Below are 18,804 nucleotides of genomic sequence, written 5' to 3'. Positions count from 1 at the left end.
AACAACCGTTCTCCGGAAGGGGAAAGTCGTCGGCGCGTTGGACTGGTCAGTCAGTGCACAGGTGTCACCGAAGCCGTTCACGGCCGCTCACCGGAAAGGGGGACCCGCGCCGTGCCGTTCCTCGTCGGCCCCGACCCGGGCGCCGCCGGCCTGCTGGTGCTCGCCGCCGTCACGGTGGCGGACCCCACCCTGTCGTGGAGCGCGTGAACCGACGGCCGAGAGTGCGCCCTCGCCCCGAGGCCATGGCGGTGGGCCCCGTAGAATCGGGCCCACCATGGCTTACCTCGACCACGCCGCGACCACACCGATGCTTCCCGAGGCCGTCGAGGCACTCACCGCGCAGGTGGGCGTCACCGGCAACGCCTCCTCCCTCCACGCGTCCGGCCGCCGTGCCCGGCGCACCGTCGAGGAGGCCCGCGAGACCCTCGCCGAGGCCCTCGGCGCCCGCCCCAGCGAGGTCGTCCTGACCTCCGGCGGCACCGAGGCCGACAACCTCGCCGTCAAGGGCCTGTACTGGTCCCGCCGCGACGCCGACCCGGCCCGCACCCGCGTGCTGGCCAGCCCCGTCGAGCACCACGCCGTGCTGGACGCGGTGGACTGGCTCGGCGAGCACGAGGGCGCCACCGTCGAGTACCTGCCCGTCGACGCGTACGGCCGGGTCCACCCCGAGGCGCTGCGCGAGGCCATCGCCCGTGACCCCGGCGATGTCGCCCTCGCCACCGTCATGTGGGCCAACAACGAGATCGGCACCCTCATGCCGGTGCGCGAACTCGCCGAGGTGGCCGCCGAGTTCGGGGTGCCGCTGCACGCCGACGCGGTCCAGGCGGTCGGCCAGGTCCCGGTCGACTTCGCCACCTCCGGGCTCGCCGCCATGACCGTCTCCGGCCACAAGATCGGCGGCCCCTACGGCATCGGCGCCCTGCTGCTCGGCCGCGCCCACGCCCCCGTCCCCGTCCTGCACGGCGGCGGCCAGGAGCGCCACGTCCGCTCCGGCACCCTGGACGTCCCCGCCGTCGCCTCCTTCGCGGTCGCCGCCCGCCTCGCCACCGAGCGGCGCGCGTGGTTCGCCCGCGAGATCGGTGCCCTCCGTGACGAGCTGGCCGAGGCGGTGCGCACGGCGGTGCCCGACGCGATCCTCGGCGGCGATCCGGCGCCGGAGGGACGGCTGCCCGCCAACGCCCACTTCACCTTCCCCGGCTGCGAGGGCGACTCCCTGCTGCTCCTGCTCGACGCCCAGGGCATCGAGTGCTCCACCGGCTCCGCCTGCACGGCGGGCGTCGCCCAGCCCAGCCACGTCCTGCTGGCCACCGGCACCGATCCGGCGCTGGCCCGCGGCACCCTGCGCTTCTCGCTGGGCCACACCTCGACCGCGGCCGACGTCGAGGCGGTCGCCAAGGCCATCGGCCCGGCCGTGGAACGGGCCCGCGCGGCGGGGCTCACGTAGCGGCGACGGCAAGATCCGGAAGAACGTCCCTAGACCCCCGTGCCGCTCGGCGTGGCGCCGGGGGCGGTGGGCGAGGGGCCGCCGCTCGGGCCGGTGGAGGGGGCGCTCGTGGCCGCCCGCCGGACCAGCTCCATGTACCGGTCCCAGTCCCAGTGCGGGCCCGGGTCGGTGTGGTCGGTGCCCGGCACCTCCACGTGGCCGATCACGTGCTCGCGGTCGACGGGTATCCCGTATCGCGCGCAGATGCCCGCGGTCAGCCGCGCCGAGGCCGTGTACATCGCGTCGGTGAAGTCCTGCGGCCGGTCCACGAACCCCTCGTGCTCGATGCCGACACTGCGCTCGTTGTACGCGCGGTTGCCCGCGTGGAAGGCCACGTCCAGCTCACGGATCATCTGCGTGACCCTGCCGTCCTGGCCGACTATGTAGTGCGCGGCGGCCTGGTGCGAGGGGTCCTGGAAGGCCCGCACCGCGCTCTTGAAACTGCCCTGCGTGACATGGACGATCACCATGTCGATGCGGTAGTCGTCGGGCCGGTCCGCGCGCCGCCAGTTGGCCTCCGAGGCGGCCACCCAGTGCGCGCCCCCGTAGTCGACGGCGCCCTCCTCCCGGGGTTTGGAGATGCCCGGCACGCGCCACCACAGCCGGCCGAGCCGGTCGCGCGCGAGCACGGCCGTGCCCACCACCGCCGCCGTCCCGCCGACGAGCAGCGCGCGCCGTCCCATGCCTCGGTCCGTGTCCCCGGATGCGCTCTTGTCGGCCCCCATGCGTCGTGAACGGATACGCGCGCGCCCCGGTTCCCGCGCCCCCCTTACTCTTGAAGGGCTATGACTGACATCCCGCAGCGCACCCGTCCCCTGCGCGTCCTCGCCGCCATGTCGGGCGGGGTCGACTCCGCCGTCGCCGCCGCCCGTGCCGCCGAGGCCGGACACGACGTGACCGGTGTCCACCTCGCGCTCTCCGCCAACCCGCAGTCCTTCCGCACCGGAGCGCGCGGCTGCTGCACCATCGAGGACTCGCGGGACGCCCGCCGCGCCGCGGACGTCATCGGCATCCCGTTCTACGTGTGGGACCTCGCCGACCGCTTCCGCGAGGACGTCGTCGAGGACTTCGTCGCCGAGTACGAGGCCGGCCGCACCCCCAACCCGTGCCTGCGCTGCAACGAGAAGATCAAGTTCGCCGCGCTGCTCGACAAGGCCCTCGCCCTCGGCTTCGACGCCGTCTGCACCGGCCACTACGCGAAGGTCCTCGTCCGCCCCGACGGCACCCGCGAACTGCACCGCGCCTCCGACCTCGCCAAGGACCAGTCCTACGTCCTCGGAGTGCTCGACGACCGGCAGCTCGCCCACGCGCTCTTCCCGCTCGGCGACACGCTCACCACCAAGGACGAGATCCGCGCCGAGGCCGAGCGGCGGGGCCTCGCCGTCGCCAAGAAGCCCGACTCGCACGACATCTGCTTCATCGCCGACGGCGACACGCAGGGCTTCCTCGCCGACCGCCTGGGCAAGGCCGAGGGCGCCATCGTCGACGAGTCCGGCGCGCGGGTCGGCACCCACGAGGGCGCGTACGGCTTCACCATCGGCCAGCGCAAGGGCCTGCGCATCGGCACCCCCGCCCCCGACGGCAAGCCGCGCTACGTCCTCGACATCTCCCCGGTCACCAACACGGTGACGGTCGGACCGGCCGCCTCCCTCGACGTCGGCGGGCTGCGCGCGGTCAGGCCCCGCTGGTGCGGCACCGCCCCCTCGGGCCCCGGCACCTACACCGCCCAGCTCCGCGCCCACGGCGGGGAGAGCGAGGTCCGCGCCGAACTGGTCGACGGCACCCTGGAGGTGACCTTCGCCGAGCCGGTCCGCGGCGTCGCCCCGGGCCAGGCGATCGTCCTGTACGACGGCACGCGCGTGGTCGGCTCGGCGACGATCGCCTCGACGGTACGGGCGACGGCCGGGGTGTCCTGAGAGTCCTGAGCCCGGCCGCGGCGGGGTGAGGCGCGGCGGCCCGCGCCGCCTCACCCCGCGCCGCTTCACCCCCCGTCGCCTCACCCCCCGTCGCCTCACCTTGCGCCGCCTCACCCCGCGCCGCCTCACCCCGCCGTGAAGAACTCCGCCAGCACCGGTGCCAGCACGTCCGGCTCCGCCTGGTGGGTCTGGCCCGCCAGCACGCGGTACGCGCCGTCCGGCACCGACTCCGCGACCGCCCGCGCCGCCTCGCGCAGCCACGCCGGGCTCGTGTCGCCCGCGACCGACAGCACCGGCACCCGCACCGAGGCCAGCAGCGCGCGCGGGACGCTCCCGTCGCCCATCACCGCGTCGTCGTAGGCGAGGCTCGCGGCGAGGGACTCCATGCCGGGCCACAGCGGCGACTGCCGGGCGCCCTCGATCATCGCCTCGCCGAGGCCGGTCAGCCGCAGGAACAGCTCCACCGCGTCCCCGCGCCGGCCCTCCGCCAGCGCCCCGGTCAGCCGCGCCGTGTACTCCGCGCGGCCCCGCAGCGCCTCCTCGGCGAGCGCGTACGGCACCTCGTAGACGGCGGCCCGGCGCACCGGCAGCCCGGCCGCCGCCGCGCGCAGCACCAGCGCGCCGCCCGAGGAGACGCCGTACAGGCACGCCTCGCCGCCCACCCCCGCGACGACCGCCGCCAGGTCCTCGATCTCGCGCTCCACCGCGTACGGCGGCGTGTCGCCGCTCGCGCCACGGCCCCGGCGGTCGTACACCGTGACCTCGAAGCGCTCCGCCAGCGCCGCGGCCAGGGAGGCCGCCGTGGCCCCCGTCGACATCGCTCCGCTGACCAGGACGAGGGCGGGGCCCCGGCCGGTGCGCTCCAGGGCGAGGGGCGTCCCGTCGCGTGAAAGCGTCATGGTGTCCATGGCTGTGCAGACTGCCCTACGGTGCCCGGTTCATCCCCTCACGACACCTCCGGCTCGTAGAAGCAGAGGCGGTCGCGGATCTCCGCCACGCCCGGCTTCGGTTCCGGGTACGCCCAGACCAGGTCCGGCGTGTCGGGCAGCGACCAGTAGGACGCGGTCCCCTTGAACGGGCAGTACGTGTGCGTGCCGGACGGTGCCAGCAGATCGAGCCGGACGTCCCCGGGCGGCAGGTAGTACCGGTCCGGGCACCCCGTCTCCCGCAGCACCAGCGCGTCGTCGCTCTCCGCCAGCAGCAGATCGCCGTGGCGCACGCGCACGTGGCGCCCGCTCGGCCCGACCGTGATGCGGTGTCCCTCGGTCATGATCGTCCTCCTCGGACCGTGGTGCCGGTCACTCCAGCGTGCCCGCGGACGGGCTTCTTCCGCCAGGGGTGGCCCCTTACCGTTGAGCCATGAACATCTGCGTCTTCCTCTCCGCCGCCGACCTCGACGCGCGCTACACCCGCCCGGCGAAGGAGTTCGCCACCCTGATCGGCAAGGGCGGCCACACGCTCGTGTGGGGCGGTTCGGACACCGGCCTGATGAAGGTGGTGGCCGACGGGGTGCAGGAGGCCGGCGGACGGATCGTCGGGGTCTCCGTGGACTTCCTCGCCGCCAAGGCCCGCGCGGGCGCCGACGAGATGGTGATCGCCACCGGCCTCGCCGAGCGCAAGCGGCTGCTCCTGGAGAAGGCCGACGCCGTCGTCATCATGGTGGGCGGCGCCGGCACCCTGGACGAGGCGACCGAGATCCTGGAACTGAAGAAGCACGGCCACACCGACAAGCCGGTCGTCCTGCTCAACACGGAGGGCTTCTACGACGGGCTGCGCACCCAGTTCCGCCGGATGGAGGACGAGGGCTTCCTGCCGCGCCCCCTCGCCGAGCTGGTGTTCTTCGCCGAGGAGCCGGTCGGCGCCCTCGCCTACCTGGAGGAGAGCCGCGGCGTGGTCTGAGCCCGCCGGGGTGCGAGCATGGCGGGCATGGCTACACATGTGATCACCGGAGCGGGCTCCGGCATCGGCGCGGCCGTCGCCCGCCGCCTGCACGCGCGTGGCGACGAGATCGTGCTGCACGCGCGGGACGCGGGCCGCGCGAAGGAACTGGCGGCCGGCTTCCCGGGCGCGCGGACGCTGGTCGGGGACCTGGCCGAGCCGGACCGGCTCTCCTGGGCCCTCTCCCACCAGTCGCCGCCCGACCGGGTGGACTCGCTGCTGCACGTCGCCGGGGTCCTCGACCTCGGCCCGGTGGGGGAGCTGACCCCGAAGACCTGGCACCACCAGCTCGACGTCAACCTCGTCGCCCCCGCCGAGCTGACCCGGCTCCTGCTGCCCCAGGTGCGCGCCGCCCGGGGGCACGTGGTCTTCGTCAACTCCGGCTCCGGACTGCGCGCCCACGCCGACTGGGCCGCGTACGCCGCCTCCAAGCACGGGCTGAAGGCCCTCGCCGACGCACTGCGCCACGAGGAGCACGCCAACGGGGTCCGCGTCACCTCCGTCTACCCCGGCCGCACCGCGAGCCCCATGCAGGCCAAGGTGCACCGCCACGAGGGCGAGGAGTACGACCCCGCGCGGTGGATCGACCCCGAGTCGGTCGCCACGACCATCCTCATGGCCCTCGACCTGCCGAGGGACGCGGAGGTCACCGACCTGACGGTACGCCCGGGACGGTGACGGCACCCCTGCCGGGGCGCGGGCGGGACCGGGAGGAGGCCGGCCCTGTCCGGGCCCCGGCGGGGCAGGAGGCGGGTACGGCGGCCCGGCGGGAGCGGCGGTGGGGTGCGGGCCTTGGCGGCGGCCGGGGCGAGGGTCGGGGGACGGGGGTGCCCCGTGCTTCGTGTCCCGGTGCGGCGGCACCCCCGTACGCTTCCCCCGTGAACGACACCCTTCGTCTCGGCCCCGCCACCGGCGTCGGCTCCCTGCCCGGGGACGACGCGCGCGAGGCCGCCAAGACCTCCACCGGCACCTTCGAGGACTTCCCCTTCCTGCCCGAACTGCCCGCCCGGGGCCCCGGCGCCGACATGATCGGCCGCACCGCCGGGATGCTCGTCGAGCTGTACGCGCGCGTGGAGCCCAGCGGCTGGCGCCTGGGCGACCGGCCCGGCCGGGACACCCGCCGCGCGCGGGCCTGGCTCGGCGAGGACCTCGACGCGCTGGAGGAGTTCACCCAGGGCTACGAGGGCCCGCTCAAGGTCCAGGCCGTCGGCCCCTGGACGCTCGCCGCCGCCCTGGAGCTGCGCAGCGGCCAGGCCGTCCTCTCCGACGCGGGCGCCTGCCGCGACCTCGCCGCCTCCCTCGCCGAGGGGCTGCGCCTGCATCTCGCCGAGGTCGCCCGGCGCATCCCCGGCGCCCGGCTCGTGCTCCAGCTCGACGAGCCCTCCCTCACCGCCGTGCTGCGCGGAGAGGTCCGTACCGCCAGCGGCTACCGCACCCACCGCGCCGTCGACCGGCAGGTCGCCGAGGCCACCCTGCGGGAGGTGGCCGGCGCCCACGGCGGCGGGCCCGTCGTGGTCCACTCCTGCGCCCCCGACGTGCCCTTCGCGCTGCTGCGCCGGGCCGGCGCGGCGGGCGTCTCCTTCGACCTCTCCCTGCTCACCGAGCGTGACGACGAACGGATCGGGGAGGCCGTCGAGGGCGGCACCAGGCTCTTCGCCGGTGTCGTGCCCGGCACCGACGGCCCATTGTCGGACCCTGCCGGTAGCGTCATGGGGGTCAGGACGCTGTGGCGCAGGCTGGGGCTGTCTCCGGGGCTTCTCGCGGAGGCGGTCACCGTCACCCCGGCGTGCGGACTCGCGGGCGCGTCCCCCGAGTACGCGCGGCGGGCCCTCGCCCACTGCGTCCGGGCGGCGAGATCACTCGCGGACGACCCAGAGTAACGGGAGGACGACACGGTGGCCGGCGACAAGCAGGCGGAGACGACGAGCGTGCCCGCACAGGCACGGGAGAAGCACGGACATCTCTCCGAGCAGATCGAGGAACACCGCTTCCGGTACTACGTGAAGGACGCCCCCGTCGTCAGCGACGCGGACTTCGACCGGTTGCTGCGCTCCCTGGAGGAGCTGGAGGAGGAGTATCCGGAGCTGCGCACCCCGGACTCCCCGACCCAGAAGGTGGCCGGCTCCTACGAGACGGAGTTCACCGCCGTCGAGCACCGCTCGCGCATGCTCTCCCTGGACAACACGTTCAACGACGACGAGCTGGCCGCCTGGTTCGACCGCGTCCACCGGGAACTGGGCGAGCAGGAGTACCACTTCCTGTGCGAGCTGAAGGTCGACGGACTCGCCGTCAACCTCACCTACGAGCACGGCCGCCTCACCCGCGCCGCCACCCGCGGCGACGGCCGCACCGGCGAGGAGATCACGCCCAACGTCCGCACCATCGCCGGCATCCCCGACCGCCTGCGCGGCGACGAGATCCCGGAGCTGGTCGAGATCCGCGGGGAGGTCTTCTTCCCGATGGAGCGCTTCCAGGAGCTGAACGCCCGTCTGGTCGCCGCCGGCGACAAGCCGTTCGCCAACCCGCGCAACGCCGCGGCCGGTTCGCTGCGCCAGAAGGACCCGCGGGTCACCGCCTCCCGGCCGCTGCACATGGTGGTCCACGGCATCGGCGCCCTGGAGGGCTTCACCGGCATGACCCGGCTCTCCCAGGCGTACGACCTGCTGCGGACCTGGGGCCTGCCCACCTCCCCGCACAACCGGGTCGTCGACGGCCTCGCGGAGGCCCGCGAGTTCATCGCCCACTACGGCGAGAACCGCCACTCCGTGGAGCACGAGATCGACGGCGTCGTCGTCAAGCTCGACGAGATCCGCCTCCAGGGACGGCTCGGCTCCACCGCCCGCGCCCCCCGCTGGGCCATCGCCTACAAGTACGCGCCGGAGGAGGTCAACAGCAAGCTCCTCGACATCAAGGTCGGCGTCGGCCGCACCGGCCGCGTCACCCCGTACGCGCAGGTCGAGCCGGTCACCGTGGCCGGCAGCGAGGTCGAGTTCGCCACCCTGCACAACCAGGAGGTGGTCAAGGCCAAGGGCGTCCTCATCGGGGACACGGTGGTGCTGCGCAAGGCCGGCGACGTGATCCCGGAGATCCTCGGTCCGGTCGCCGACCTCCGCGACGGCAGCGAACGCGAGTTCGTGATGCCCTCGCGGTGCCCCGAGTGCGGGACCCCGCTGCGCCCCATGAAGGAGGGCGACATCGACCTGCGCTGCCCCAACGCCCGCACCTGCCCCGCCCAGTTGCGCGAGCGCGTCTCCTACCTGGCCGGCCGCGAGTGCCTGGACATCGAGCACTTCGGCGAGGTCGTCGCCGCCGCCCTCACCCGGCCGCTGGAGCCCGCCGACCCGCCGCTGGCCGACGAGGGCGACCTCTTCGACCTCACCGTCGAGAAGCTGCTGCCGATCCGGGCGTACGTCCTCGATCCCAACAGCGGACTGCCCAAGCGGGACCCCAAGACCGGTGAGGAGAAGGTCGTCACGGTCTTCGCCAACAAGGAGGGCGAGCCGAAGAAGAACACCCTCGCCCTGCTGCGGAACATCGAGGAGGCCAAGGCCCGCCCGCTCGCCCGCTTCCTCAACGGGCTCTCCATCCGGCACGTGGGCCCGGTCGCCGCGCAGGCCCTCGCCCGCGAGTTCCGCTCCGTCGACCGCATCGAGCAGGCGAGCGAGGAGGAGCTGTCGGCCACCGAGGGCGTCGGCGCCATCATCGCCGCCTCCCTCAAGGAGTGGTTCGCCGAGGAGTGGCACCGCGAGATCGTCCGCAAGTGGAAGGCGGCCGGCGTCCCGCTGGAGGAGGAGTCGGCCGGCGAGGACGAGGGACCGCGTCCGCTCGCGGGGCTCACCGTCGTCGTCACCGGCACCCTGGAGAACTTCACCCGGGACGGCGCCAAGGAGGCCCTCCAGACCCGGGGCGCGAAGGTGACCGGGTCGGTGTCCAAGAAGACGTCGTTCGTGGTCGTCGGTGACAACCCGGGATCGAAGTACGACAAGGCGATGCAACTGAAGGTTCCGGTCCTGGACGAGGACGGTTTCACCGTCCTGCTCGAACAGGGCCCGGAGGCCGCGGCCGACGCCGCGCTTTCGGCCGAGGAATAGCGGTTGAACACCCGCCGAACGGCGCATATCAGATGCATAAGGGTGGCAGGGGCGCATTCGGGCAACCGTCGACGACTGCTGCCCCTGGACGCCCTCGGCGGCCTACTGTTGAGGTGTGCGCCTGCCGTGCCCCGCCGCGGTCGGGGCATCCCCCTGCTCCCGGGGAGCCGGGGGAAAGGTGCTCCAACGCGGAGCCGTTGAGGTTTGCCGGGCGTCGGACCGCGTGGCGTGGGCACCGCCGGCTGTGAGAGGGACGGGAATGGAACCGACCGAGAGCGCCACCGCGGGCTCACGGCTGCGCCTGAGTCGCCTGATGAGCGCGTGGCACCCGAGCCGGCGGGCCCCGGGGTCCGCCCGAGGCGGCGGCGCCGCGGCCGAGGGAGCCGTACGGCGCCCGGCGGCCGGCTTCCGCGGCGGCGCACCGCCGGTATCCGGCCACCCGCCCCATCTGTCGCGTCTGTCGCGTCTGTCGCATCTGCCCGGCACCGAACGACCGGCACCCCGCCCCGTGTTGCCCGTCGCCGTCCTCGTGGCGGCCGGGTGCGTGCTCGCCGCGGGCTTCCACCGGGCCTTCGCCGGGGGGCACGCCCTCTTCCCGGCCGGCACCACCGGCTGGGCCCTCGCCGTGCTCACCGGCATCGTCGTCGGCCACCTCGTCATGCTCGGCCGCTCCCGCTGGTGGGGCGGGACCGGTTCCGGCGTCACCCTCACCCTCTCCGTCCTGCTCCTCTACGGCTGGGTCCCGGCCGGCATGGTCAGCCTCACCGTCGTCGTCCTGGTCGGCGTCGCCCGCCGGGGCCGCTGGCGTCAGGGCCTCGTGCACGGCGCGGTGGACATCCTGGGCATCGCCGCCGGCGCCCTCCTGCTCGGCGCCTGCGGCTCCGTGCCCTCCGTCGAACACCCCTGGGACCCGGACACCTGGACGGTGTACGCGGCGCCCAAGGTGGTGCTGACCGCCCTCGCCTACCTCGGCGTCACCCGCGCGCTGCTGTGGTTCCTGCACGCCCCGCGCGCCGGGCTGCCCTCCGTCGCCCGCACCGCCCTGGTCAGACACGGGCTGGTGGCCGTCGCCCTGCTCGGCATCGCGCCGCTGGTCTGCGTGGTGGCCGTCGCCAAACCCCTGCTGCTGCCGCTCTTCTCCGTCCCGCTGATCGCCCTCGACGCCGCCCTGTGGATCGCCCGCGCCCGCGCCGAGGAGCAACTGCGCGACCCGCTCACCGGACTGCCCAACCGGCAGTGGCTGCTGGAGCGGACCTGGACCGCGCTGGACGACGCCGAACGGGCCGGGGCCCGCGCCGTCCTCATGCTGATCGACCTCGACCGTTTCCGGTCGGTCAACGACACACTCGGTCATCGGGCCGGTGACCGGCTGCTGTTGCAGACCGCCGACCGGCTGCGGCAGGCGCTGCCGCGCGGGGCGGAGGCCGCGCGGCTGGGCGGCGACGAGTTCGCCGTGCTCCTGCCCGTCGCCGACTCCACCACGTCGGCCGCCCGGATCGCCCGCGGCCTGGTCGGCGCGCTCAGCTCGCCGCTCGACCTGGACGGGCTCACCCTCGTCCTGGAGGCCAGCGCGGGCGTCGCCGTCTTCCCCGACCACGCGCTCGACGCCGAAGGGCTGCTGCGCCGCGCGGACGTGGCGATGTACCAGGCCAAGCGCGACCGCACCGCCGTCGAGGTCTACGAGTCCAAGCGGGACTCCAACACCCCCGACCGCCTCGGCCTCCTCGCCGACCTGCGCCGCGCCCTGGACGCCCGCGAGGTCCAGCTCCACTACCAGCCCAAGGTCCGCTTCGACGGACAGGTCGCCGGACTGGAGGCCCTGGTCCGCTGGGTCCACCCCGAGCGCGGCAAGGTGCCGCCCGACGAGTTCATAGCGATCGCCGAGTCCTCCGGGCTGATGCCGCACCTGACGGAGTACGTGCTGGAGACCGCGCTCGCCCAGGTCGCCCGCTGGCGTGCCCAGGGCCTCTTCGTACCGGTCGCCGTCAACGTCTCCCCGCGCGACGTGCACACCCCCGGCTTCGCCGGCTCGGTCGCCGCCCGGCTGGCCCGGCACGGCGTCCCGGCGGGCGCCCTCCAACTGGAGATCACCGAACACGTCCTCCTGGAGGACCCCCAGCGCGCCGCCGACAGCCTCAACGCGCTGACCGGGCACGGCGTGAAGATGTCCCTGGACGACTTCGGCACCGGCTACTCCTCGCTGGTCCACCTGCGCCGGCTCCCGGTCAGCGAGCTGAAGATCGACCGCTCCTTCGTGGCCCGGCTCGCCGTCGACACCGAGGACGCCGAGATCGTGCGCTGCACGGTCGACCTCGCCCACTCCCTCGGCCTGCTGGTCGTCGCCGAGGGCGTCGAGGACGACGAGACCTGGGAACGCCTGCGCGACCTCGGCTGCGACGCCGTCCAGGGGTGGCTGGTGGCCGCCGCGATGCCGCCGGAGGAGACCACCGCCTGGCTGCGGGCCCGCGGTTCGCGCGGCTGGCAGCGCCCCGCGGCGGCGCTCCCGGCCGCCGCCGACGACCAGGGCCGCGTCGGCTGACACTCCGGTACGAGCCCGTGCCGGGGCCCTTGTACGAGCCCGTGCCGACGCCCGTACGGACCCGTGCCGGGCCTCCGTACGAGCGGTGCCGGGCCCCCGTACGAGCCGTGCCGGCCAGGCGCGCGACGGTGTTTTGCGGTGCCCCGCCGGGTGGCTGGGGGAAACCGTTTCACGGGTATGCCCTCCGGCCCCATAGGATTGGCCCCAAACCACACACACTCACCCCAGAGGAACGCTGCATGCCTGGCATCACGCGCGAGGAGGTCGCCCACCTCGCCCGGCTGGCGCGTCTGGAGCTGAAGCCCGAAGAGCTCGATCACTTCGCGGGACAGCTCGACGACATCATCGGCGCGGTCGCCCGCGTCAGCGAGGTCGCCGACCAAGACGTACCGCCGACCTCGCACCCGCTCCCGCTGACCAATGTCATGCGGGCGGACGAGGTCCGTCCGTCGCTCACGCCCGAGCAGGCGCTCTACGGCGCCCCGGCCCAGGAGCAGCAGCGTTTCAAGGTGCCGCAGATCCTGGGGGAGGAGTAGTCGCCATGAGCGAACCCATCATCAAGCTCACCGCGGCCGAGATCGCCGCGAGGATCGCCTCCGGCGAGCTGACGGCCGTCGAGGTCACCGAGGCCCACCTGGCCCGCATCGAGGCCGTGGACGAGAAGGTCCACGCCTTCCTGCACGTCGACCGCGAGGGCGCCCTCGCGCAGGCCCGCGCCGTCGACGAGAAGCGCGCCCGCGGCGAGAAGCTCGGCCCGCTGGCCGGCGTCCCGCTCGCGCTCAAGGACATCTTCACCACCGAGGGCGTGCCCACGACCGTCGGCTCGAAGATGCTGGAGGGCTGGGTCCCGCCGTACGACGCGACGGTCACCAAGCGGCTCAAGGACGCCGGTGTCGTCATCCTCGGCAAGACCAACATGGACGAGTTCGCCATGGGCTCCTCCACCGAGAACAGCGCCTACGGCCCCACCGGCAACCCCTGGGACCTGACGAAGATCCCCGGCGGTTCCGGCGGCGGCTCCTCGGCCGCCCTCGCCGCTTTCCAGGCGCCGCTGGCCATCGGCACCGACACCGGCGGCTCCATCCGCCAGCCCGCCGCCGTCACCGGCACCGTCGGCGTCAAGCCCACCTACGGCGCGGTCTCCCGCTACGGCATGGTGGCCTTCTCGTCCTCCCTGGACCAGGGCGGCCCCTGTGCCCGCACGGTGCTCGACGCGGCCCTGCTGCACGAGGTGATCGCCGGGCACGACCCGATGGACTCCACCTCCATCGACGCCCCGGTCCCCGACGTCGTCGAGGCCGCCCGCAACGGCAGCGTCGCGGGCATGCGCGTCGGCGTCGTCAAGCAGTTCCGCGGCGAGGGCTACCAGGCCGGCGTCATCCAGCGCTTCGACGAGTCCGTCGCCCTGCTGAAGGAACTGGGCGCCGAGATCGTCGAGCTGGACTGCCCCTCCTTCGACCTGGCGCTGTCGGCGTACTACCTGATCGCCCCGTCCGAGTGCTCCTCCAACCTCGCCCGCTTCGACGGCCTGCGCTACGGCCTGCGCAGCGGCGACGACGGCACGCACTCCGCCGAGGAGGTCACCTCCCTGACCCGCGCGGCCGGCTTCGGCCCCGAGGTCAAGCGCCGGGTCATGCTCGGCACCTACGCGCTGTCCAGCGGCTACTACGACGCGTACTACGGCAGCGCCCAGAAGGTCCGCACCCTCATCACGCGGGACTTCGAGCGGGCCTTCGAGCAGGTCGACGTGATCGTCTCCCCGACGACCCCGACCACCGCCTTCGGGATCGGCGAGCGCGCCGACGACCCGATGGCGATGTACCTGGCCGACCTGTGCACCATCCCCACCAACCTGGCGGGCAACGCGGCCATGTCGCTGCCCTGCGGCCTCGCGCCGGAGGACGGCCTGCCGGTGGGCCTGCAGATCATCGCCCCCGCCCTGAAGGACGACCGGCTCTACAAGGTCGGTGCCGCCGTCGAGGCCGCCTTCGTGGAAAAGTGGGGGCACCCGCTGCTTGAGGAGGCTCCGTCGCTGTGAGTGCACTGTCCAAGGCCAAGGGTTTCCAGAAGTCCAAGTCCGGGACGTACCTGTCCATGGCCACCACCGCGTTCGGCGCCGTCGGCGTCGTCAAGCAGATCAGGAAGGCGCGCGCCGAGAGCGACACGCTCCGCCTGATCGACGCGGGCGTGTCCGCCGTCGCCATCGTCACCGGGCTCGCCCTCCTCTACCGCGAGCTGAAGCGGCTGGGCGACGACGACGTCCTGCTGGGCTGAGAGGGAAGTTTTCACCGTGACCACCACGACCGACCTGGTGTCGTACGAGGACGCGCTGGCGTCGTACGACCCCGTCATGGGCCTTGAGGTCCATGTCGAACTCGGCACCCGCACCAAGATGTTCTGCGGCTGCTCGACCGCGCTCGGCGCCGGTCCGAACACCCAGACCTGCCCCGTCTGCCTCGGCATGCCCGGCGCGCTCCCGGTCGTCAACGCGACCGGCGTCGAGTCGGCGATCACGATCGGTCTCGCGCTCAACTGCGAGATCGCCGAGTGGTGCCGCTTCGCCCGGAAGAACTACTTCTATCCGGACATGCCGAAGAACTTCCAGACCTCCCAGTACGACGAGCCGATCGCCTTCGACGGCTACCTCGACGTGCAACTGGAGGACGGCGAGACCTTCCGGGTGCAGATCGAGCGCGCCCACATGGAGGAGGACACCGGCAAGTCGACGCACGTCGGCGGTGCCACCGGCCGCATCCACGGCGCCTCGCACTCCCTGCTCGACTACAACCGGGCCGGCATCCCGCTCATCGAGATCGTCACCAAGCCGATCACCGGCGCCGGCGAGCGCGCCCCCGAGGTCGCCCGCGCCTACGTCCGCGAGCTGCGCGAACTCATCCGGGCGCTCGGCGTGTCCGACGCCCGGATGGAGATGGGCCAGATGCGCTGCGACGTCAACCTGTCGCTGATGCCGAAGGGCACCGAGACCTTCGGCACCCGCTCGGAGACGAAGAACGTCAACTCGCTGCGGTCCGTGGAGCGCGCGGCCCGCTTCGAGATCCAGCGGCACGCGGCCGTGCTGAACGGCGGCGGCACCATCGTCCAGGAGACCCGCCACTTCCACGAGGACACCGGGTCCACCACCTCGGGGCGCGTGAAGGAGGAGGCCGAGGACTACCGGTACTTCCCGGAGCCCGACCTCGTCCCGGTGGCTCCCTCCCGCGAGTGGGTCGAGGAGCTGCGCGCCGCCCTGCCCGAACTCCCGCTGGTCCGCCGCAGCCGGCTCCGCGAGGAGTGGGGGATCTCCGGCACCGAGATGCAGGCGATCCTCAACGCGGGAGCGCTGGACCCGATCGTCGCCACGATCGACGCCGGCGCCGACGCGGCCTCCGCCCGCAAGTGGTGGATGGGCGAGCTGGCCCGCAGCGCCAACGAGTCCGGCACCGCGCTGGACGAGCTGGCGATCACCCCGGAGCAGGTGGCCCGGGTCACCGAGCTGGTCACGAAGGGCGACCTCAACGACAAGCTGGCCCGCCAGGTCATCGAGGGCGTCCTTGCGGGCGAGGGCACCCCGGACGAGGTCGTGGACAAGCGCGGCCTCAAGGTCGTCTCCGACGAGGGCGCGCTGACCACCGCCGTCGACGAGGCGATCGCCGGCAACCCGGCCATCGCGGACAAGATCCGCGGCGGCAAGGTGGCCGCGGCCGGGGCGCTGGTCGGCGCGGTCATGAAGGCGACCCGCGGCCAGGCCGACGCGGCCCGCGTGAAGGAACTGATCCTGGAGAGGCTCGGCGTCGAGGGCTGACCCCCGCCGCCCGGCATCCGCAACACCCCGAGGGGGACGCGCCCACCACGGCGCGTCCCCCTCAGGCATGTCCACGTCCGCCCGCCGTCCCGTCGCTGTGAATAAGCCCACGAAATACGCAATCGATCTTTTTCGGCTGCGAGAGTGGCAACGCATCGCTCGTGCGTTCTTTGCGGGCCGTTCACCCGGACGACAGTTCCCGATCAAAGATCCACACAGACACCCCCTGGGAGCACGTTCGTGGCAGCCCTCGCGCGCTGGTGTGTCCGACGCCGTCTCGTCACCGTCCTGCTGTGGCTCCTCGCCTTCGGCGGGGTCGCCGCGGGCGCCGGTATCGCGGGCTCCGCGTACTCCAACGACTACGGCATCTCCGGCACCGACGCCGACCGGGCCTACCGGCTGATGGAACGCGGGTTCCCCGGCCTCAACGGCGACAGCGACACGATCGTGTGGCACACGGCGTCCGGCACCGTCCGCGCCGCCGACGTCGAACAGACCATGAGCCGCACCCTGGACCGTGTCGCCGAGCTGCCCGGCGTGGCCTCGGTGACCAACCCGTACGACGATCCCGACACCGGCCTGATCAGCGAGGACGCCCGCACGGCGTACGCCGCGGTCACCTTCGGCCAGTCCTCCGCCGACATGGACCCGGCGACCGCCCAGGCCGTCGTCGACGCCGCCAAGGCCGCCGAGAGCGACGGACTGGAGGTCGAGCTGGGCGGCAGCGCCGTCTCGCTCACCCAGGGCGGCGGCGGACACCTCGCCGAGGCCGTCGGCGTGGCCGTCGCCGCCGTCGTGCTCTTCCTCGCCTTCGGCTCCCTCGCCGCCTCCCTGCTGCCCATCGCCACCGCGCTGGTCTCCGTCGGCACCGCCTACGCGGGCATCACCCTGCTCGGCCACGCCATGACCGTCGCCGACTTCGCGCCCATGCTGGGCACCCTCATCGGGCTCGGCGTCGGCATCGACTACGCGCTGTTCATCGTCACCAGACACCGGCGCGGGCTCAAACGGGGCCTGGACGTCACCGAGGCCGCCGCGCAGGCCGTCGCCACCACGGGACGCGCGGTCGTCTTCGCCGGGGCCACCGTGTGCATCGCCCTGCTCGGCATGCTCATCCTCCGCCTGAACTTCCTCAACGGCGTCGCCGTCGCCGCCTCGCTGACCGTCGTCCTCACCGTCGCCGCCTCGATCACGCTGCTGCCGGCCCTGCTCTCCTTCATCGGCCCCCGCGCCCTGAGCCGGCGCGAGCGGCGCCGCCTCGCCGAGAACGGGCCCCAGCCGGAGCTGCCCACCGGCTTCGCCGCCCGCTGGTCGGCCTTCGTCGAGCGCCACCCCCGGCTGCTCGGCGCCCTCGCCCTGGTCGTCGTCACCGTCCTCGCCCTGCCCACCCTGGGCCTGCGCCTGGGCACCTCGGACCAGGGCAACGACCCCCAGCGCACCACCACCCGGCAGGCGTACGACCTGCTCGCCGACGGCTTCGGGCCCGGCGTCAACGGCCCCCTCACCCTGGTCACCGAGGTCCACGGCGCCGAGGACCGGCTCGCCCTGGACAACCTCGGCCCCTCCCTGCGCGCCACCGACGGCGTCGCCTCCGTGACGCCGGTCACCTACAACGCCGCCGGCGACACCGCCCACCTCGCCGTCGTGCCCACCTCCGCGCCCCAGTCCGAGGCCACCAGCGACCTCGTCGACCGGCTCCGCGCCGACGTGCTGCCGCGCGCCGAGACCGGCACCTCCCTGGACGTGCACGTCGGCGGCGTGACCGCCGGATACGACGACTTCGCCGACGTCATCGTCGGCAAGCTGCCCCTCTTCGTCGGCGTCGTCGTCGGCCTGGGCTGCGTGCTGCTCCTGCTCGCCTTCCGGTCCATCGGCATACCCCTCAAGGCCGCCGCGATGAACGTGGCCGCCGTCGCCGCCGCCTTCGGGGTGGTCGTGGCGATCTTCCAATGGGGCTGGGGGAGCGAACTGCTCGGGCTCGGCAGCGCCGGCCCCATAGAACCCTTCCTGCCCGTGATCATGGTGTCGGTCCTCTTCGGGCTCTCCATGGACTACCAGGTCTTCCTGGTCAGCCGCATGTACGAGGAGTGGCTGGAGACCGGGGACAACCGCCGGGCCGTCCGCGTCGGCCTCGCCGAGACCAGCCGTGTCATCAACTCCGCCGCGGTCATCATGATCTCCGTCTTCCTCGCCTTCGTGCTCACCGGCGACCGGGTGATCGCCATGTTCGGCATCGCGCTGGCCGCCGCCGTCGCCCTGGACGCCTTCGTGCTCCGCACGCTCCTGGTCCCGGCCCTGATGCACATGCTCGGCGGCGCCAACTGGTGGCTGCCGCGCCGCCTGGACGCCTGGCTGCCCCGCATCAGCATCGAGCCGCCCGAGTGCCGCGCCGCCCATGAGAGGCTGGCCGCCGCGACGGACGCCGTGGTGGCGGACGTCCTGGCGGAGAAGGACGGACAGCGGGATGTACGCGATACGACTGGGTGACGACGGCGCCGAACTGCGCCCCCTGGAGACCTGGCACGCCGAGGAGTTCCTCGCCCACCTGGAACGCGGCCGGGACTTCATCACCCGCCACATCTCCTTCGGGAGCCAGGTCACCGACGTGGCCTCCGCGAAGGCGCTGATCCAGTCCTACACCGACCGGCACGCCGCCGACAGCGGCTTCCTGCACGGGCTGTGGCTCGACGGCACCCTCGTCGGCGGGCTGCTCTTCCGGATCTTCGACGCCGCCACCGGGGTCTGCGAGATCGGCTGCTGGCTGGAGCCGGCCGGCACCGGACGCGGCCTGGTCGCCCGCGGTGCCCGGGTCCTGATCGACTGGGCCTTCGACGAGCGCGGCATGCACCGCGTGGAGTGGCACGCGTCCTCCGCCAACGCGCCGAGCGTCGAGGCCGCGCGCCGGCTCGGCCTCACCAAGGAGGGCGTGCTGCGCGAGAGCTTCCCCTACCGGGGGGTCCGCCACGACATGGAGGTGTGGGCCGTGCTCGCCCCCGAGTGGCGTGCCGCCCGCGCGCACAGCGGGCGTTAAGGGA

At 73.5% G+C, this 18,804-nt stretch carries 16 protein-coding genes; 13 read left to right on the top strand and 3 right to left on the bottom strand.

Annotation, left to right across the window (positions count from 1 at the left end; translation table 11 throughout):
- The first annotated feature begins 274 nt into the window (after positions 1-274).
- Positions 275-1,444 (top strand): cysteine desulfurase family protein, encoded by a 1,170-nt coding sequence (locus tag J5Y05_RS16270; protein WP_210873007.1) that lies wholly within the window; start codon positions 275-277, stop codon positions 1,442-1,444.
- 29 nt (positions 1,445-1,473) lie between these two features.
- Here the strand turns inward: J5Y05_RS16270 and J5Y05_RS16265 are convergent, their stop codons facing one another.
- Positions 1,474-2,208 carry an N-acetylmuramoyl-L-alanine amidase gene (locus J5Y05_RS16265; RefSeq protein WP_210873005.1) on the bottom strand — a complete coding sequence of 245 codons (735 nt, stop codon included), beginning with the start codon at positions 2,206-2,208 and terminating at the stop codon, positions 1,474-1,476.
- A gap of 60 nt (positions 2,209-2,268) precedes the next feature.
- Here J5Y05_RS16265 and mnmA point away from each other — a divergent pair, with 60 nt between their 5' ends.
- Positions 2,269-3,399: a tRNA 2-thiouridine(34) synthase MnmA gene (gene mnmA, locus J5Y05_RS16260; RefSeq protein ID WP_210873003.1), complete on the top strand. Its 1,131-nt coding sequence runs from the start codon at positions 2,269-2,271 to the stop codon at positions 3,397-3,399.
- A 125-nt stretch (positions 3,400-3,524) separates the two neighbouring features.
- Here mnmA and J5Y05_RS16255 read toward each other — a convergent pair whose 3' ends face one another.
- Positions 3,525-4,307 (bottom strand): alpha/beta fold hydrolase, encoded by a 783-nt coding sequence (locus tag J5Y05_RS16255; protein WP_210873001.1) that lies wholly within the window; start codon positions 4,305-4,307, stop codon positions 3,525-3,527.
- Positions 4,308-4,345: 38 nt separating this feature from the next.
- On the bottom strand, positions 4,346-4,669 hold the full coding sequence (locus tag J5Y05_RS16250) for a DUF427 domain-containing protein (RefSeq protein WP_210872998.1): 324 nt from the start codon (positions 4,667-4,669) through the stop codon (positions 4,346-4,348).
- Between the two features lie 89 nt (positions 4,670-4,758).
- On the opposite strand from J5Y05_RS16250, the gene J5Y05_RS16245 reads away from it, so the two are divergent.
- The 11 genes from J5Y05_RS16245 (at position 4,759) to J5Y05_RS16195 (ending at position 18,800) form a co-directional block, all read left to right on the top strand.
- Positions 4,759-5,298: an LOG family protein gene (locus J5Y05_RS16245; protein WP_210872996.1), complete on the top strand. Its 540-nt coding sequence runs from the start codon at positions 4,759-4,761 to the stop codon at positions 5,296-5,298.
- 18 nt (positions 5,299-5,316) lie between these two features.
- Positions 5,317-6,015 (top strand): SDR family oxidoreductase, encoded by a 699-nt coding sequence (locus J5Y05_RS16240; RefSeq protein ID WP_210872994.1) that lies wholly within the window; start codon positions 5,317-5,319, stop codon positions 6,013-6,015.
- 200 nt (positions 6,016-6,215) lie between these two features.
- The gene (locus J5Y05_RS16235; protein ID WP_210872992.1) at positions 6,216-7,217 is read left to right on the top strand and encodes a methionine synthase; all 1,002 of its coding nucleotides are present in this window, start codon (positions 6,216-6,218) and stop codon (positions 7,215-7,217) included.
- 15 nt (positions 7,218-7,232) lie between these two features.
- Positions 7,233-9,428 carry an NAD-dependent DNA ligase LigA gene (gene ligA, locus J5Y05_RS16230; protein ID WP_210872990.1) on the top strand — a complete coding sequence of 732 codons (2,196 nt, stop codon included), beginning with the start codon at positions 7,233-7,235 and terminating at the stop codon, positions 9,426-9,428.
- A 259-nt stretch (positions 9,429-9,687) separates the two neighbouring features.
- The gene (locus J5Y05_RS16225) at positions 9,688-11,967 is read left to right on the top strand and encodes a putative bifunctional diguanylate cyclase/phosphodiesterase (RefSeq protein ID WP_210872988.1); all 2,280 of its coding nucleotides are present in this window, start codon (positions 9,688-9,690) and stop codon (positions 11,965-11,967) included.
- A gap of 239 nt (positions 11,968-12,206) precedes the next feature.
- Positions 12,207-12,503 (top strand): Asp-tRNA(Asn)/Glu-tRNA(Gln) amidotransferase subunit GatC, encoded by a 297-nt coding sequence (gatC, locus tag J5Y05_RS16220; protein ID WP_210872986.1) that lies wholly within the window; start codon positions 12,207-12,209, stop codon positions 12,501-12,503.
- Positions 12,504-12,508: 5 nt separating this feature from the next.
- Entirely contained in the window at positions 12,509-14,005 is a 1,497-nt protein-coding gene (gene gatA, locus J5Y05_RS16215) for an Asp-tRNA(Asn)/Glu-tRNA(Gln) amidotransferase subunit GatA (protein ID WP_210872984.1), read from the top strand.
- Positions 14,002-14,241: a hypothetical protein gene (locus J5Y05_RS16210; protein WP_210872982.1), complete on the top strand. Its 240-nt coding sequence runs from the start codon at positions 14,002-14,004 to the stop codon at positions 14,239-14,241. Before gatA ends, J5Y05_RS16210 begins: the two co-directional genes overlap by 4 nt.
- A 16-nt stretch (positions 14,242-14,257) precedes the next feature.
- Entirely contained in the window at positions 14,258-15,769 is a 1,512-nt protein-coding gene (gatB, locus tag J5Y05_RS16205) for an Asp-tRNA(Asn)/Glu-tRNA(Gln) amidotransferase subunit GatB (RefSeq protein ID WP_210872980.1), read from the top strand.
- Positions 15,770-16,009: 240 nt separating this feature from the next.
- A complete protein-coding gene (locus J5Y05_RS16200; RefSeq protein ID WP_210872978.1) occupies positions 16,010-18,256 on the top strand; it encodes an MMPL family transporter in 2,247 nt (748 codons plus the stop codon).
- On the top strand, positions 18,234-18,800 hold the full coding sequence (locus J5Y05_RS16195) for a GNAT family N-acetyltransferase (protein ID WP_210872976.1): 567 nt from the start codon (positions 18,234-18,236) through the stop codon (positions 18,798-18,800). Before J5Y05_RS16200 ends, J5Y05_RS16195 begins: the two co-directional genes overlap by 23 nt.
- Positions 18,801-18,804 lie beyond the last annotated feature (4 nt).

It is taken from the genome of Streptomyces tagetis (assembly GCF_018069565.1).
Taxonomy (GTDB): Bacteria; Actinomycetota; Actinomycetes; order Streptomycetales; family Streptomycetaceae; genus Streptomyces; species Streptomyces tagetis.
Note: the sequence above shows the minus strand (reverse complement) of the source record. Positions and strands in the feature narration are given on the sequence as shown.